Annotated in this window: 16 protein-coding genes; 9 read left to right on the top strand and 7 right to left on the bottom strand. The window is 61.0% G+C overall.

Annotated features, from left to right (window positions below; all coding sequences use genetic code 11):
* Positions 1 to 161: 161 nt before the first annotated feature.
* On the top strand, positions 162 to 1,499 hold the full coding sequence (gene gdhA / locus DM813_RS07890) for an NADP-specific glutamate dehydrogenase (RefSeq protein WP_128322841.1): 1,338 nt from the start codon (positions 162 to 164) through the stop codon (positions 1,497 to 1,499).
* On the opposite strand, the gene DM813_RS07885 is transcribed toward gdhA, so the two are convergent.
* From DM813_RS07885 to DM813_RS07870, 4 genes are all read right to left on the bottom strand, one after another.
* Positions 1,496 to 1,993: a GreA/GreB family elongation factor gene (locus DM813_RS07885; RefSeq protein ID WP_128322840.1), complete on the bottom strand. Its 498-nt coding sequence runs from the start codon at positions 1,991 to 1,993 to the stop codon at positions 1,496 to 1,498. The two genes, gdhA and DM813_RS07885, sit on opposite strands and share 4 nt — an antisense overlap.
* Before the next feature lie 66 nt (positions 1,994 to 2,059).
* A complete protein-coding gene (locus DM813_RS07880) occupies positions 2,060 to 2,416 on the bottom strand; it encodes a hypothetical protein (RefSeq protein WP_128322839.1) in 357 nt (118 codons plus the stop codon).
* 115 nt (positions 2,417 to 2,531) lie between these two features.
* On the bottom strand, positions 2,532 to 4,385 hold the full coding sequence (locus DM813_RS07875) for an Lnb N-terminal periplasmic domain-containing protein (protein ID WP_128322838.1): 1,854 nt from the start codon (positions 4,383 to 4,385) through the stop codon (positions 2,532 to 2,534).
* A 76-nt stretch (positions 4,386 to 4,461) separates the two neighbouring features.
* A complete protein-coding gene (locus DM813_RS07870) occupies positions 4,462 to 4,950 on the bottom strand; it encodes a DUF3015 domain-containing protein (RefSeq protein ID WP_128322837.1) in 489 nt (162 codons plus the stop codon).
* Between the two features lie 278 nt (positions 4,951 to 5,228).
* On the opposite strand from DM813_RS07870, the gene DM813_RS07865 reads away from it, so the two are divergent.
* The 5 genes from DM813_RS07865 to DM813_RS07845 all read left to right on the top strand — a co-directional run bounded on the left by DM813_RS07865 (position 5,229) and on the right by DM813_RS07845 (position 9,937).
* Positions 5,229 to 7,667: a Lon protease family protein gene (locus DM813_RS07865; RefSeq protein WP_128322836.1), complete on the top strand. Its 2,439-nt coding sequence runs from the start codon at positions 5,229 to 5,231 to the stop codon at positions 7,665 to 7,667.
* A 159-nt stretch (positions 7,668 to 7,826) separates the two neighbouring features.
* Positions 7,827 to 8,168: a hypothetical protein gene (locus DM813_RS07860; RefSeq protein WP_045187966.1), complete on the top strand. Its 342-nt coding sequence runs from the start codon at positions 7,827 to 7,829 to the stop codon at positions 8,166 to 8,168.
* A gap of 122 nt (positions 8,169 to 8,290) precedes the next feature.
* On the top strand, positions 8,291 to 8,779 hold the full coding sequence (locus DM813_RS07855) for a TIGR00645 family protein (protein WP_038614811.1): 489 nt from the start codon (positions 8,291 to 8,293) through the stop codon (positions 8,777 to 8,779).
* 148 nt (positions 8,780 to 8,927) lie between these two features.
* Entirely contained in the window at positions 8,928 to 9,233 is a 306-nt protein-coding gene (locus DM813_RS07850) for a DUF6482 family protein (protein ID WP_128322835.1), read from the top strand.
* A gap of 86 nt (positions 9,234 to 9,319) precedes the next feature.
* The gene (locus DM813_RS07845) at positions 9,320 to 9,937 is read left to right on the top strand and encodes an FKBP-type peptidyl-prolyl cis-trans isomerase (RefSeq protein WP_128322834.1); all 618 of its coding nucleotides are present in this window, start codon (positions 9,320 to 9,322) and stop codon (positions 9,935 to 9,937) included.
* A 120-nt stretch (positions 9,938 to 10,057) separates the two neighbouring features.
* On the opposite strand, the gene DM813_RS07840 is transcribed toward DM813_RS07845, so the two are convergent.
* From DM813_RS07840 to DM813_RS07830, 3 genes are all read right to left on the bottom strand, one after another.
* Positions 10,058 to 10,300 (bottom strand): PA4570 family protein, encoded by a 243-nt coding sequence (locus DM813_RS07840; protein ID WP_128322833.1) that lies wholly within the window; start codon positions 10,298 to 10,300, stop codon positions 10,058 to 10,060.
* A 135-nt stretch (positions 10,301 to 10,435) separates the two neighbouring features.
* The gene (locus DM813_RS07835) at positions 10,436 to 10,777 is read right to left on the bottom strand and encodes a zinc ribbon domain-containing protein YjdM (protein WP_128322832.1); all 342 of its coding nucleotides are present in this window, start codon (positions 10,775 to 10,777) and stop codon (positions 10,436 to 10,438) included.
* 100 nt (positions 10,778 to 10,877) lie between these two features.
* A complete protein-coding gene (locus DM813_RS07830) occupies positions 10,878 to 11,846 on the bottom strand; it encodes a polyprenyl synthetase family protein (RefSeq protein ID WP_128322831.1) in 969 nt (322 codons plus the stop codon).
* Between the two features lie 251 nt (positions 11,847 to 12,097).
* Between DM813_RS07830 and rplU the strand changes: the two genes are divergently transcribed.
* The 3 genes from rplU to cgtA all read left to right on the top strand — a co-directional run bounded on the left by rplU (position 12,098) and on the right by cgtA (position 14,115).
* Positions 12,098 to 12,409, top strand: a complete 312-nt coding sequence (rplU, locus tag DM813_RS07825) for a 50S ribosomal protein L21 (RefSeq protein ID WP_038614793.1) — start codon at positions 12,098 to 12,100, stop codon at positions 12,407 to 12,409.
* Positions 12,410 to 12,440: 31 nt separating this feature from the next.
* Complete coding sequence (gene rpmA / locus DM813_RS07820) at positions 12,441 to 12,698, top strand: 50S ribosomal protein L27 (protein ID WP_128322830.1); 258 nt, start codon at positions 12,441 to 12,443, stop codon at positions 12,696 to 12,698.
* Between the two features lie 193 nt (positions 12,699 to 12,891).
* The gene (gene cgtA, locus DM813_RS07815; RefSeq protein WP_128322829.1) at positions 12,892 to 14,115 is read left to right on the top strand and encodes an Obg family GTPase CgtA; all 1,224 of its coding nucleotides are present in this window, start codon (positions 12,892 to 12,894) and stop codon (positions 14,113 to 14,115) included.
* Positions 14,116 to 14,117: the final 2 nt, after the last annotated feature.

Genomic DNA, 14,117 nt, shown 5'->3' with positions numbered 1-14,117 from the left:
GGTAAAGAGCCTCGGGTGGCGCCGGGCAACATGTATACACTTATACAAATGCACCATTTAATTTCATAAAAACGACATATCGCTCTGTTCCGGTGCGACCGGTTCTTGGTAGAGTCTGGAAAAAAACCAATAAGTCCAAATCTCTATCTGGTGAAGTGTCTATGATCGAATCCGTCGAAGATTTCCTTGCGCGCCTGAAACAGCGCGACCCTGCCCAGCCTGAGTTCCACCAGGCCGTTGAAGAAGTTCTGCGCAGCCTCTGGCCTTTCCTTGAGGCCAATCCGCATTACCTGCAGGCCGGTATTCTCGAGCGCATGGTCGAACCTGAGCGGGCGATCCTGTTCCGCGTTTCGTGGGTCGACGATGCAGGCAAGGTCCACGTCAACCGTGGCTACCGTATCCAGATGAGCAGCGCCATTGGCCCGTACAAGGGCGGCCTGCGTTTCCACCCGTCGGTGAACCTTGGCGTGCTCAAGTTCCTGGCCTTCGAGCAGGTATTCAAGAACTCCCTGACCTCACTGCCAATGGGCGGCGGCAAGGGTGGTTCGGACTTCGATCCGAAGGGCAAGAGCGACGCTGAAGTCATGCGCTTCTGCCAGGCCTTCATGAGCGAGCTGTACCGCCACATCGGTGCCGACCTGGACGTACCGGCCGGTGACATCGGCGTCGGCGCCCGCGAGATCGGCTTCATGTTCGGCCAGTACAAGCGCCTGGCCAACCAGTTCACTTCGGTACTGACCGGTAAGGGCATGACCTACGGTGGCAGCCTGATTCGTCCGGAAGCCACCGGTTACGGCTGTGTGTACTTCGCCGAAGAGATGCTCAAGCGCCAGGACCTGCGTATCGACGGCCGTCGCGTGGCCATCTCGGGTTCCGGCAACGTTGCCCAGTATGCTGCACGCAAGGTCATGGACCTGGGCGGCAAGGTAATCTCGCTGTCCGACTCCGAAGGCACCCTGTTCTGTGAAGCAGGCATGACCGACGAGCAGTGGGATGCCGTGATGGAGCTGAAAAACGTCAAGCGCGGTCGCATCAGCGAACTTGCCGAGCGTTTCGGTCTGGAGTTCCGCAAGGGCCAAACCCCGTGGAACCTGCCGTGCGACATCGCCCTGCCGTGCGCCACCCAGAACGAGCTCAACGCCGAAGACGCCCGCACGCTGCTGCGCAATGGCTGCATCTGCGTAGCGGAAGGCGCGAACATGCCAACCACCCTCGAAGCGGTGGATATCTTTATCGACGCGGGCATCCTGTTTGCCCCGGGTAAAGCCTCCAACGCCGGCGGCGTCGCCGTCAGTGGCCTGGAAATGTCGCAGAACGCCATGCGCCTGCTGTGGACGGCAGGGGAAGTCGACAGCAAGCTGCACAACATCATGCAGTCGATTCACCACGCGTGTGTGCACTACGGCGAGGAAAATGGCCGGGTCAACTACGTCAAAGGCGCCAACATCGCCGGTTTCGTCAAAGTGGCCGATGCCATGCTGGCGCAAGGCGTGGTCTAAACCTCGGGTGTAATGGCGACGATCTCGATCAACTGATCACCCGCAGGTCGTCGCCACAGCACTTCGTCACCAGGCGCGGCCCCCAGCAGCGCCCGGCCCAGGGGTGAACCCCAGTTGATCAGGCCATGCGCAGCATCGGCCTGGTCTTCACCCACCAGTTGCACCTGATGCGACTGATTGTTTTCATCGATAAAACTCACCCAGCTACCGATTTGCACCTTGTCCGTGGCAATTGCCCTAGGCATGACGTGGGCGCTCTGCAGGCGCGCGCTGAAATAGCGCAAGTCGCGCTCGGTGTCGGCCAGACGTTGGTTGTCGGCGCGTTCACCCTGGGCCTGCAATTCGCTGCGCAGCCTGTTCAATTCGCTTACCCGTTGCTGTAACTGGGCAAGCCCGGCGGCGGTTACATGATTGGGCTGCTCGCTGATCCGGCGCTCTACAGGCTGGTCGGCCTGGGCTGCAGCCTGGTCTTCATTGACGAATGCGCGACTCATGACGGTCTCCTGTGCACTGAGACCATGCTGACAGATTCAGCGCCGAGCGGGCTGTCTGCTTGCGACCTATTTGCGTCGATAGGCGCGGGCCGCGTCGCGATCCTTCTCTTCCTGCCACTGTTCGTCGCGCTCGTCCCGGTGGCGTGCCTGGTACTCCTGCAGGTCCTGGTTCTCCCGCATGGCGTGGCACTGGCGAAAGCCATCGTCCCAACCGGTTTCGTATTGACGGTTGTGCAGGTAGCGCGGCACGTCTTTGCGAAAATCCCCGGCCATCACCCCGGCAGCCTGGCGGCCGCTGCTGCAACCGTCCTGAAAGCCGTCGGCATACGCCGGTGGATAACCTTGATTGATCAATTGCTCGTGGGTTGTCTGGCAACCCGTCACCAGCACCGCCATCCCCAACAACACGCCATACCGCCACATAACTCAGACTCTCCGTTTGCCGGGGAAAGTCTAGTGGGGGAGTTGTCGTCGCCGTGTCAAAAGGACGTGAAGCCATCGCACAAAACCCGTAGGAGCGGATTTATCCGCGAACCGCTCAATAGTGATACCACTTCACTTCCAGCATCACCTCATTCTGCGCGGTGGCCAGCTGGCTGAACTCGCGTTTGGCACTGAGCCTCAGGCCCAGGTTGCGTGACAGCTCCCATTGCTGGTTCAGGCTCAGGCTGCGGCGCACTTCGCCATTAGTGAAGTAGTCACCCTTTGCTTCCAGGGTGAAGTTACCCAGCGGGTTGCGCCAGAGCAGCCCGGTATTGAAGCCGGCCGCGGGAGCAATGAACTGGGCGAAGTCGTTGTTGTGCTCGACCCGAACCGTACCCAGGGCAAACCCCAGCATATCGTCGGCCAGTTGCCAGGTACTGCCGGCGCCGCCGTTGACGTGGCTGACCAGCACTTCATCGTCATGCTTGCCCAGCACTCGCTCCAGGCCGCCGGTAACCTGCCACGACCAGGGTTGCAGCAGGTCGTTGCGAGGGGTCAGCGAGCGAATGGTAGCCAGGTCCAGGCGCTGCACCTGCCAGTCGTTGTTTTCGTACTGACGCACTTTGAGCTGAAGAATCTCGATCTGCGCGCCCAGTGGGAAGCCATAAGCATTGTCGTTGAGGTCGTGATAGGCCATGCGCAGGCCGTACTCGGCAAACGCGCGGTCTTCGCGAGTGCCCGCGCCCAACTGCCAGGTGCGTGAGTCGTGGCCGTCCTCGGGTAATCCCGGGCGCTCGACCTCCAGCTCTGGTGGCGGGTTGCGGTTGATCGCCCGCAGCAGTTCGAAGCTGCGCTTGCTGCGCTCGGGATCGCGCTCGCGGCCGTTGGCACGGTAACGCTCGAGGCGATAGGCGGCGTCTTGCACCAGCGCCTGACGGTCCCGGGGCAGGGCGGTGAACTCTGGGCTTTGCAACTGTGCGGTGTCGGCACTGACGGCCAGTACCTGTTGCTGTTCGTTGTCAGCAAGCGGCTTGGCCCGTTCCAGCAGCTCACGCTCGCGGGACGGGCGGTAATCGATACGCTCCACAAGGCCCGACTGCTTGACCGCCTTGACCGTGTCGGTGGGGATTGCAGTCAGCGGGAACTGTGACGTCAGGTCCAGGCTCGGGCGGGCGACCTGAAGCAACTCGAGCAGACGGTAGGAACAGTTCTCGTCGAAAAAGAAGTAGTCGAACTGGATCTGTTTGAGTTCCCAGACATGCTCGACCATACGCCCGGTTTCTTCCGGGGTCAGGTTCAGGCGGTATTCCCACAGGTCGCGGTTTTCCAGGCTGCGGTACTCGGAGAGCTTTTCCTGGTAGGGCACCAGGGCGAACAACCCGGGGTAGCCGCCCATCAAGCCCTTCCAGGCGTAGAGAATGCTGTTGTCGCTGCCCTCGATGTAGGCACCGAAGTTGATCGCGTAGCTGAGCAGGGCGGTGTCGTTGGTTTGCACATCGGCCTGGTCGATGCGCAGCAAAGTGTGGCCGAACATCGAAGAGGGGCTATTGAGGTAAGCCGCAGGGAAGATCATCACTGCGCTGTGCGGGGCAATGTCCTTGAACCACTGGGTGTATTCCTTGCAATCCGGTGCAGGCAGGTCATCGAGCTGCAGCTGCTCGCGCAGCCAGCGGGTACGGGCAGGAAACACGCATTGTGCGTGTTTATCGCCGAGGCTGGCCGGTGCATACAGCGCCTGGAGCGTGGCGCGCAATTCCTGGTCGGGGTGGTGCGCACCGTCTTCGGCAAGGAAAAACTGCCGGTCATCGACGTAGCTACGCCAGCCGCCAAGCTTGGCCGTTTCATAGTGCCCCAGGGCGATCCAGTAGCGGTCGGCCGCCAGTTGCGCAAGGCGTGCATCATCGAACGAAGGGGTAGCGTGGAGCGGGGCGCAAACACAGAGCGCCAGGTAAGCAAGGCGTTTGAGCATGTCGGGCAACTACGTCTGAATGATGCCGATAGAGGCAGGAAACATCCCGCCCCCGGGAGGGGCGGGAAGGCCGAGCTTAAGCCGGGGTGGCGTATTTGGCCAGGCGTGGATCGGCCTTGAGTACGGCCAGGGTGTTGCTGTGGACGTCGTCGGCGGTGGCGTCTGCCGAGGTGAAGATCTGCTGGAAGTGCTCGTGGGTGACGGCAGCGAAGTGCGCGCGATCTTGCGGCGCGACACCGAGGACCACGGCATAGGTCGTCAGGGCCTCGCCTTGACCCTTGGCCATGTCTTCGGACAGTTCGTTCATCATGCCATTCATGGCAATCCAGGATTTACCCCCGTAAGTGAGCGCTGCGTTGGTCGAGCAGCCGTTGGTGCCCGAGGTCATGCCGAAGGTGGCGTTGCCGGAGGTGCCGTTGGTGGTGGAGGCGAGGAAGTGGGCGGGGGTGCCGCGCTGGCCTTCGAACAGCATGTTGCCCCAGCCACAATCCGGGCCGCCGGGGGCCTGGGCCATGGCATTGATGGAAACCGCGGTGAACAGAGTACCCAGAAGAATCCGTTTCATAGCTTTGTTCTCTTTCTAGTCATCGATAGCAAAGGTCAGGGTTGTCTGGCACCTGGATCGGCACCAGTTGCCAAGGGCTGGGCAGGTCTATGCCCGGCCGCGCAGCTTGGAGTTTAGGCACGATCTAAGGGTTCCGTGATTTATTGCCAAAAATTGCTTGAAAAAATTGACGCAGAGCAGGTTTGGGACATGCGACATATTGTGCCGATGAGCCTTGCAAGGCGCGGGCAGGCGGCGCCAGAATGCCGTCATCTGCCCCGCCGAAGTAAGGAAGCCCGATGCCCGATCCTGTTGCTGCGAGCCTGCGTCTTGCGCCAGAAGCCTTGACCCGGCCGTTTTCCGCCGAACAGTTCGCCTTTTCCACCACCAATGATCTGGAGCCTTTTCGCGGTGTGCTTGGCCAGGAACGTGCTGTCGAAGCCTTGCAGTTTGGCGTCGCCATGCCCCGTCCCGGATACAACGTGTTTGTCATGGGTGAGCCCGGCACCGGGCGTTTTTCGTTCGTCAAACGTTACCTCAAGGCGGAAGGCAAGCGCCTGCAGACGCCAGCCGACTGGGTGTACGTCAACAATTTCGACGAGCCCCGTGAGCCGCGCGCCCTGGAACTGCCGCCAGGCAGCGCGGGTGCGTTCATCAGTGATGTTGGCGGGCTGATCGACAACCTGCTGGCGACCTTCCCCGCAGTGTTCGAACACCCGTCGTACCAGCAGAAAAAGAGCGCTATCGATCGCGCATTCAACCAGCGTTATGACCGTGCCCTGGATGTGATCGAACGGGCTTCGCTGGAAAAAGACGTGGCCCTGTACCGCGACAGCAGCAATGTTGCCTTTACCCCGATGGCCGACGGCAAGGCGCTGGACGAGGCCGAATTCGCCCAGCTGCCGGAGGCCGAGCGCGAACGCTTTCATGACGACATCGCCGAACTGGAGGAGCGCCTTAACGAGGAGCTGGCCAGCCTGCCGCAGTGGAAGCGCGAATCGAACAATCAACTGCGTCAGTTGAACGAAGAAACCATCACCCTGGCGCTCCAGCCGTTGTTGTCCCCGCTGTCGGAAAAGTATGCGGAAAACGCTGCGGTATGCGCCTACCTGCAGGCCATGCAGGTCAACCTGTTGCGCACCGTGGTCGAGCAACTGGTCGATGACAGCAAGACCGACGCCCAGGCGCGCAAGCTGCTGGAAGAGCAGTACGCACCGAGCCTGGTGGTGGGGCATCACGTCAGCGGCGGCGCGCCGGTGGTGTTCGAGCCGCACCCGACCTACGACAACCTGTTCGGTCGCATCGAATACAGCACCGACCAGGGCGCGCTGTACACCACCTACCGGCAATTGCGCCCAGGCGCCTTGCACCGTGCCAACGGCGGCTTCCTGATTCTTGAAGCAGAGAAAATGCTCGGTGAGCCGTTTGTCTGGGATGCGCTCAAGCGCGCCCTGCAGTCGCGCAAGCTGAAGATGGAGTCACCGTTGGGTGAGTATGGTCGCCTGGCGACCGTCACCCTCAACCCGCAGATGATCCCGCTCAACATCAAGGTGGTGATCATCGGCTCCCGCCAGCTGTATTACGCGTTGCAGGACCATGACCCGGACTTCCAGGAAATGTTCCGGGTGCTGGTGGACTTCGACGAAGACATCCCGATGGTCGACGAGAGCCTGGAGCAGTTCGCCCAGTTGCTCAAGACGCGCACCAGCGAAGAGGGCATGGCACCGCTGAGCGCCGACGCCGTGGCGCGCCTGGCGACTTACAGCGCACGCCTGGCCGAGCACCAGGGGCGTTTGTCGGCGCGCATTGGCGACCTGTTCCAGCTGGTCAGCGAGGCGGACTTCATTCGCCACCTGGCTAACGACGAGATGACCGATGCCGGGCACATCGAACGTGCCCTCAAGGCCAAGGCCACCCGCACGGGCCGCGTGTCGGCGCGGATTCTCGATGACATGCTGGCCGGGATCATCCTCATCGACACCGAAGGTGCGGCAGTGGGCAAGTGCAACGGCCTGACCGTACTGGAGGTCGGTGACTCGGCCTTCGGTGTGCCGGCGCGCATCTCGGCGACGGTGTATCCCGGCGGCAGCGGTATCGTCGACATCGAGCGCGAGGTCAACCTCGGCCAGCCGATTCACTCCAAGGGTGTGATGATCCTGACCGGTTACCTCGGTAGCCGCTATGCCCAGGAGTTCCCGCTGGCCATTTCGGCGAGTATCGCCCTGGAGCAGTCCTACGGTTATGTGGACGGTGACAGCGCGTCGCTGGGCGAGGCCTGCACGCTGATTTCGGCACTGTCGAAAACCCCGCTCAAGCAGTGTTTCGCCATTACCGGTTCTATCAACCAGTTTGGTGAAGTGCAGGCGGTCGGCGGGGTCAACGAGAAGATCGAGGGCTTCTTCCGGCTCTGCGAAGCACGCGGCCTGACCGGTGAGCAAGGGGCGATCATCCCGCGGGCCAACGTCGCCACCCTGATGCTCGATGAGCGGGTGCTGCAGGCCGTGCGTGCCGGGATGTTCCACGTCTATGCGGTCAGCCAGGCCGACGAGGCGCTGAGCCTGCTGGTCGGCGAACCGGCCGGTGAGCCGGATGCCGACGGCGAGTTCCCCGAGGGCAGCGTCAACGCCCGGGTGGTGGAACGTCTGCGGGACATCGCCGAGATGCTCAGCGAGGAAGAACTCAAGGAGGCCGAAAAGGAGCAGGCCGAGCAAGCCCTGGCGCAGGTCAAGCCGACCTGAGTCAATTAACCGGCGCCTCGGCGGTCATGACCGCTGGGCGCCGGTAATCCCACGCAGCAGCTGTTTTCTTCTATTCTTCAGTGCAGGGATCGTAGTCATTCCAGGACAGAAACAGCCCTGCCCGCGGGGTTGACTCAGGGTTTATCGAGGATCGACGCCATGCCGCGCAGCCTCAGCCTCACCCGCCAATGCCTGGGCCTGGTGACCCGCATTGAATGCAGCATTCGCCCACTGGCCGGCGACAACGGCATGTGGACCCTGTTGTTTGCCGCCGGCATGGCTGGCGAGCAGCCGTCCGCGATCAAGGCCCAGGGGCCGTTTCACGGGCCTTTCGTAGCCGAATCGGTGCTCGACGCCATTGTCGACAGCCTGACCCTGCACGGGTACCAGGTGGCTGACGATCCGCAGATCTGGTGCGTGCACTTGCAGGCGCAGCTGCGGCGCATCAATGGCGAACGTGTGCATCACGTCGGTGACTTCCAGTTCCATCCGGAAACCTGACGCTTCACCGCGCCACGGCAACCCACCGCGTAATCCCCCTGTGGCAGCGTGCCACGGGCTTTTTCTGTCATGGCTGGCTGTTATACTCGCGCTCGCTTTTTTCGCCACCTGACGAGTTTTCAATGGAACGTATTATCGAAAATGCGATGTATGCCTCGCGCTGGCTGCTCGCCCCGATCTATTTTGGTCTGTCGTTGGGCCTGCTGGCGCTGGCACTGAAGTTCTTCCAGGAGATCTTCCATGTGCTGCCCAATATCTTCTCCCTTGCCGAAGCCGACCTGATCCTGGTAATCCTTTCGCTGATCGACATGGCCCTGGTGGGCGGTTTGCTGGTGATGGTGATGATCTCCGGTTACGAGAACTTCGTCTCGCAGCTGGACATCGACGAGGACAAGGAAAAGCTCAACTGGCTGGGCAAGATGGACTCCTCCTCGCTGAAGATGAAAGTCGCGGCATCGATCGTGGCGATCTCCTCAATCCACTTGCTGCGAGTGTTCATGGACGCGCGCAACATCGAGACCGAATACCTGATGTGGTATGTGATCATCCACATGACCTTCGTGGTTTCTGCGTTCGCCATGGGTTATCTGGACAAGCTGACCAAGCACTGATCCGGCACCCATGCCTGAAACACGACCGCCCGTCCGTTGCAAAACGGACGGGCGGTTGCGTTTTTGCCTTGTGCTTTGGCGCGCGCTGTACAAAAAATGAACGGTCACTCGTAGTACCCGCTCAACGTTCCAGTAGCGAGGTATCACCATGAACCTTCAACAACTGAGCAGCGAGGCCAGGGCCGGCCATGTCGAAGAACTCAACCTGATCGCCCTCGAAGGCGGCGACTTCATCATCGAGGCCCGGGTGAACGGGCACGCCCATCCACTGGCTGACAAACATGGGCAGCGCGTGAAAGTGCATTCGGTGGTCGACGCACAGCGTTTGCTCGATGGCTTGCCTACGGTACCGATGCACATGGTGCACTGGTCAATGGACGACGAGATGGTCGGCGGAAGCAGCACCGGTGACGGTGACCTGAAAATACCGATGCCCAGGCGTTCTGCCTGGTAGCTGAATAGCATCGGCGCAGTGTGCTAGGCTGCTCGCCCTTTTCACAAAGGGCGCGGTTGTCGTGCGCCCTGCAGCGGAGCAAGCAAATGTCCGAAATCAACCTGTCTACCGACGAAACTCGCGTCAGCTACGGCATCGGCCGCCAGCTGGGTGGCCAACTGCGTGACAACCCGCCACCAGGTGTGAGCCTCGACGCCATCCTGGCTGGCCTGACCGACGCGTTCAACGGCAAAGACAGCCGCGTCAGCGAAGAAGACCTGTCGGCCAGCTTCAAAGTCATCCGTGAAATCATGCAGGCAGAAGCGGCGGCCAAAGCCGAAGCTGCGGCTGGCGAAGGCAAGGCTTTCCTGGCTGAAAACGCCAAGCGTGACGGCATCACCACCCTGGCTTCGGGCCTGCAGTTCGAAGTGCTGACCGCAGGTGAAGGCGCCAAGCCAACCCGCGAAGACAGCGTGCGCACCCACTACCACGGCACCCTGATCGACGGCACTGTGTTCGACAGCTCCTACGAGCGCGGCCAGCCTGCAGAATTCCCGGTTGGCGGCGTGATCGCCGGCTGGACCGAAGCCCTGCAACTGATGAACGCCGGCAGCAAATGGCGCCTGTACGTTCCGAGCGAGCTGGCTTACGGCGCTCAGGGCGTTGGCAGCATCCCGCCGCACAGCGTTCTGGTGTTCGACGTCGAACTGCTCGACGTACTGTAAGGCCTATCTGTAGGAGCGGATTCATCCGCAAAGGACTGCATAGCAGTCCCATCATTGGGGCCGCTACGCGCCCCATCGCGGATGAATCCGCTCCTACAAAATTGTTTGCGCCGCGGTCCTTCAATAAAGTTCTGAGCTTGGGCGCAATGCCCGGGCGTAGCAGAACAGGAACAGGTTCCTCACCAGCTCCTTGAGCACGATCGGCTCGCTTGAATTCAGGCCGGTAAGATCCAGATCACCCTGGTCGCGCAGTTCATCCAGCGCCTCTTCTTCGAGCACCGCACAGACTTCGCCGGTTTCCCGGTGCAGGATGCGCAGGTAAGGGTGTGGGCGGTCAAGCCAGGCGTCTATCAGATAAGTCATGGCTATTCTCCTTGGAAACATCCAATGAGAATAATTCTTATTATCAAAATAGCAAGAGACTATTGTTAAAAAGTCGCCCAATGGTCATGGGCGAGAGGCTCCGAGGCTGGCAGACAGCCCCGAAACCAGCAGGATTCAGACCTTGCGGACGAATTCCGATTTCAGCTTCATCGGGCCGATGCCGTCGATCTTGCAGTCGATGTCATGGTCGCCATCGCACAGGCGGATGTTCTTGACCTTGGTGCCGACCTTGACCACCAGCGAGGTGCCCTTGACCTTCAGGTCCTTGATCACGGTGATGGTGTCGCCGTCTTGCAGGACATTGCCCACCGAGTCCTTCTTGACGGTTTCATCGCTCACAGCTTCGGCATCACCGGCGGCGGACCACTCGTGGGCGCACTCGGGGCAGATCAGCTGGGTGCCGTCTTCGTAGGTGTATTCGGAGTTGCATTTAGGGCAGGGTGGCAAAGTGCTCACTAGGGTTCCTCAAGACGGACTGGTGCAAAACCTACATTGTATAGGGTTTTGTCCGTCAGAGGTCAAACAGGCCCATCGAGTGATGGGCCGGAGGGCGAGATCAGTGGGTGCGGGCGACAGCGAATTCGCTCAGTTCCACCAGGGCATCGCGGTACTCGCTGGCTGGCAGGGCATCCAGGCAGGCGATGGCACGGGCAACGTAGTCGCGGGCCATCTGCGCGGTGTATTCAAGGGCGCCGGCGGCTTCGACGGCGGCACGGATGCGCTCGAGGTCTTCGATACCGCCTTTCTGGATCGCCTGGCGTACCAGCGCTGCCTGTTCGGCGGTGCCTTCGCGCATGGTGTAGATCAGCGGCAGGGTCGGCTTGCCTTCAGCCAGGTCGTCACCGACGTTCTTGCCCAGGGTCTCGGCATCGCCCTTGTAGTCGAGCAGGTCGTCGACCAGCTGGAAAGCGACACCCAGGTGGTCACCGAAGGTGCGCAGGGCTTCACGCTGCTCAGGGGAGGCCTCAGCCAGTGCCGCGGCGCTGTGGGTCGAGGCTTCGAAAAGCATCGCGGTCTTGCCGCGGATGACTTCCATGTAGACCTCTTCAGTGGTGCTGGCGTCACGGATGCGCGACAGTTGCAGCACTTCACCCTCGGCGATGATCCGGGTGGCCTTGGAGAGGATCTGCATGACCGGCATCGAGCCCAGTTCGACCATCATCTCGAAGGAGCGCGAATAGAGGAAGTCGCCCACCAGCACGCTTGGCGCGTTGCCCCACAGGGCATTGGCCGTCGAGCGCCCACGGCGCATGCCGGACATGTCGACGACGTCATCGTGCAGCAGGGTGGCGGTGTGCAGGAATTCGATGGTGGCGGCCAGCAGGCGCACGTCGTCGCCTTCGCGGCCCAGGGCCTTGCCGCACAGCAGGACCAGCAGCGGGCGCAGGCGCTTACCGCCAGCTGAGGTGATGTAGTCGCCGATTTTCGATACCAGCGGTACACGCGAAGTCAGCTGTTTCTTGATAATCTCGTCAACGGCGCTGAAGTCGTCCGCTACCGCTCGGTAGAAAGCTTGGGGTTGCATCGGCCACAGGTGCTCCATAAAGGTTGCGCGGCATGCTAGGTCGCGGGTCCCGGCGTGTCAAGGCGCGGTCCCCGCCAGCCGGGGGCGGGACTTGCAAGGGGCGAGCGGCTTGCGTACAATCGCGCACCCTGAACTTCCTGGGCAGCACCTGCCTTACGCAATTGCACTGGGCCGTTCCAGCCCTATGCAGCCATGCCAGCCAATACTCTTCCTATAAAGAGCTGGGTGAGCAGGATTATCGGAGAAATACCATGTACGCAGTAATTGTTACCGGTGGCAAGCAGTACAAAGTCGCCGAAGGTGAATACCTGAAAATCGAAAAACTGGAAGTCGCCACTGGCGAATCCGTGACTTTCGACCGCGTTCTGTTGGTTGCCAATGGCGACGACGTGAACATCGGCGCTCCAGTCGTTGCTGGTGCCAAGGTTGTTGCTGAAGTGATCTCGCAAGGTCGTCACGACAAAGTGCGCATCATCAAGTTCCGCCGCCGTAAGCACCACATGAAGCGTATGGGCCACCGCCAGTGGTTCACCGAAATCAAGATCACCGGTATTTCGGCTTAATCGCCTGAATCCATTTCTGGAGAATTGAACCATGGCACACAAAAAAGCTGGTGGTAGTACCCGTAACGGTCGCGACTCAGAAGCCAAACGCCTTGGCGTGAAGATGTATGGCGGCCAGGCTATCATTCCTGGCAACATCATCGTGCGTCAGCGCGGCACCCAATTCCACGCTGGCTACGGCGTTGGCATGGGCAAGGATCACACCCTGTTCGCCAAGATCGCGGGTAAGATCAAGTTTGAAGTAAAAGGCGAGTTCAATCGTCGTTACGTGAGCGTCGTTGCCGAGTAATCGCGCGAACGCTGGAAAAGCCCTGTCTCGCGACGGGGCTTTTTCGTTTGTGGGGTGAGTCTCTTGCAAAGCTGTTTGTATGGGCTGCCGGCGCTGGTGTTTCGGTCGTTGACGGGGGCCGCCGCGCTCACTTTTGCAAGAGCCTTATGTCTTTGTGTCACTCAGCTCGTCCAACTGACGAGAGGCGGTTTTTATGAAGTTTGTTGACGAAGTATCGATCCGGGTCAAGGCCGGTGACGGCGGTAACGGTTGCATGAGCTTCCGCCGCGAGAAATTCATCGAGAACGGTGGTCCCAACGGCGGTGACGGTGGCGACGGCGGTTCGGTATTCATGGTTGCCGACGAGAACCTCAACACCCTGGTCGACTACCGTTACACCCGTCATTTCGAGGCCCAGCGTGGCTCCAATGGCGGCAGCACCGACTGCACCGGCAAGAAAGGCGACGACCTGATCCTGCGCGTGCCGGTCGGTACCACCGTGATCGACTCCGCCACCCAGGAAGTCATTGGCGACCTGGTCAAGCCTGGCCAGAAGCTGATGGTGGTTCAGGGCGGCTGGCACGGCCTGGGTAACACCCGTTTCAAATCCAGTACCAACCGTGCGCCACGCCAGACCACACCGGGGAAACCGGGCGAGCAGCGTGACCTCAAGCTGGAAATGAAAGTGCTGGCCGATGTGGGCCTGCTGGGCTTGCCGAACGCCGGCAAAAGTACCTTCATCCGTTCGGTATCGGCCGCCAAGCCGAAAGTCGCCGACTACCCGTTCACCACCCTGGTGCCGAACCTGGGTGTGGTCAGCGTCGACCGCTGGAAGAGCTTCGTCATCGCCGACATTCCCGGCCTGATCGAAGGCGCCTCCGAAGGTGCCGGCCTGGGTATCCGTTTCCTCAAGCACCTGGCGCGTACCCGCCTGTTGCTGCACCTCGTCGATCTGGCACCGCTGGATGAAAGCAGCAGCGCCGATGCCGCCGAAGTGATCGTCAACGAACTGGCCCGTTTCAGCCCGTCCCTGGCCGAGCGTGACCGTTGGCTGGTACTGAACAAGACCGACATGCTGATGGACGACGAGCGTGACGAGCGGGTCAAGGAAGTGGTCGAGCGTCTGCAGTGGGAAGGTCCGGTCTATGTGATCTCGGCCATCTCCAAGCAGGGTACCGAGCAGCTCAGCCGTGACATCATGCGCTACCTTGAAGACCGCGCCGACCGTCTGGCCAACGATCCGGCCTACGCCGAAGAGCTGGCTGACCTCGATCAGCGCATCGAAGACGAAGCCCGTGCCCAACTGCAGGCGCTGGACGACGCGCGAGCCTTGCGCCGCAGCGGCGTGAAGAGCGTGCACGACATCGGCGACGACGATGACGACGATTGGGATGACGACGACGAAGACGGTCCGGAAATCATTTACGTGCGCGACTGATT

The sequence above is a fragment of the Pseudomonas alkylphenolica genome (assembly GCF_004025535.1).
GTDB classification, from domain to species: Bacteria; Pseudomonadota; Gammaproteobacteria; order Pseudomonadales; family Pseudomonadaceae; genus Aquipseudomonas; species Aquipseudomonas alkylphenolica_A.
The sequence above is the reverse complement of the archived record's forward strand: the minus strand, read 5'-3'. Positions and strand labels throughout refer to the sequence as shown.

Excerpts from the sequence above, each read along its gene's own strand:
- DM813_RS07870 (WP_128322837.1), bottom strand. The coding sequence starts at position 4,950 with ATGAAACGGATTCTTCTGGGTACTCTGTTCACCGCGGTTTCCATCAAT.
- DM813_RS07840 (WP_128322833.1), bottom strand. The coding sequence starts at position 10,300 with ATGACTTATCTGATAGACGCCTGGCTTGACCGCCCACACCCTTACCTG.
- rpmA (WP_128322830.1), top strand. The coding sequence starts at position 12,441 with ATGGCACACAAAAAAGCTGGTGGTAGTACCCGTAACGGTCGCGACTCA.
- DM813_RS07885 (WP_128322840.1), bottom strand. The coding sequence starts at position 1,993 with ATGAGTCGCGCATTCGTCAATGAAGACCAGGCTGCAGCCCAGGCCGAC.
- DM813_RS07855 (WP_038614811.1), top strand. The coding sequence starts at position 8,291 with ATGGAACGTATTATCGAAAATGCGATGTATGCCTCGCGCTGGCTGCTC.
- DM813_RS07880 (WP_128322839.1), bottom strand. The coding sequence starts at position 2,416 with ATGTGGCGGTATGGCGTGTTGTTGGGGATGGCGGTGCTGGTGACGGGT.
- DM813_RS07845 (WP_128322834.1), top strand. The coding sequence starts at position 9,320 with ATGTCCGAAATCAACCTGTCTACCGACGAAACTCGCGTCAGCTACGGC.
- DM813_RS07860 (WP_045187966.1), top strand. The coding sequence starts at position 7,827 with ATGCCGCGCAGCCTCAGCCTCACCCGCCAATGCCTGGGCCTGGTGACC.
- gdhA (WP_128322841.1), top strand. The coding sequence starts at position 162 with ATGATCGAATCCGTCGAAGATTTCCTTGCGCGCCTGAAACAGCGCGAC.
- DM813_RS07830 (WP_128322831.1), bottom strand. The coding sequence starts at position 11,846 with ATGCAACCCCAAGCTTTCTACCGAGCGGTAGCGGACGACTTCAGCGCC.
- DM813_RS07875 (WP_128322838.1), bottom strand. The coding sequence starts at position 4,385 with ATGCTCAAACGCCTTGCTTACCTGGCGCTCTGTGTTTGCGCCCCGCTC.
- DM813_RS07850 (WP_128322835.1), top strand. The coding sequence starts at position 8,928 with ATGAACCTTCAACAACTGAGCAGCGAGGCCAGGGCCGGCCATGTCGAA.
- DM813_RS07865 (WP_128322836.1), top strand. The coding sequence starts at position 5,229 with ATGCCCGATCCTGTTGCTGCGAGCCTGCGTCTTGCGCCAGAAGCCTTG.
- rplU (WP_038614793.1), top strand. The coding sequence starts at position 12,098 with ATGTACGCAGTAATTGTTACCGGTGGCAAGCAGTACAAAGTCGCCGAA.
- cgtA (WP_128322829.1), top strand. The coding sequence starts at position 12,892 with ATGAAGTTTGTTGACGAAGTATCGATCCGGGTCAAGGCCGGTGACGGC.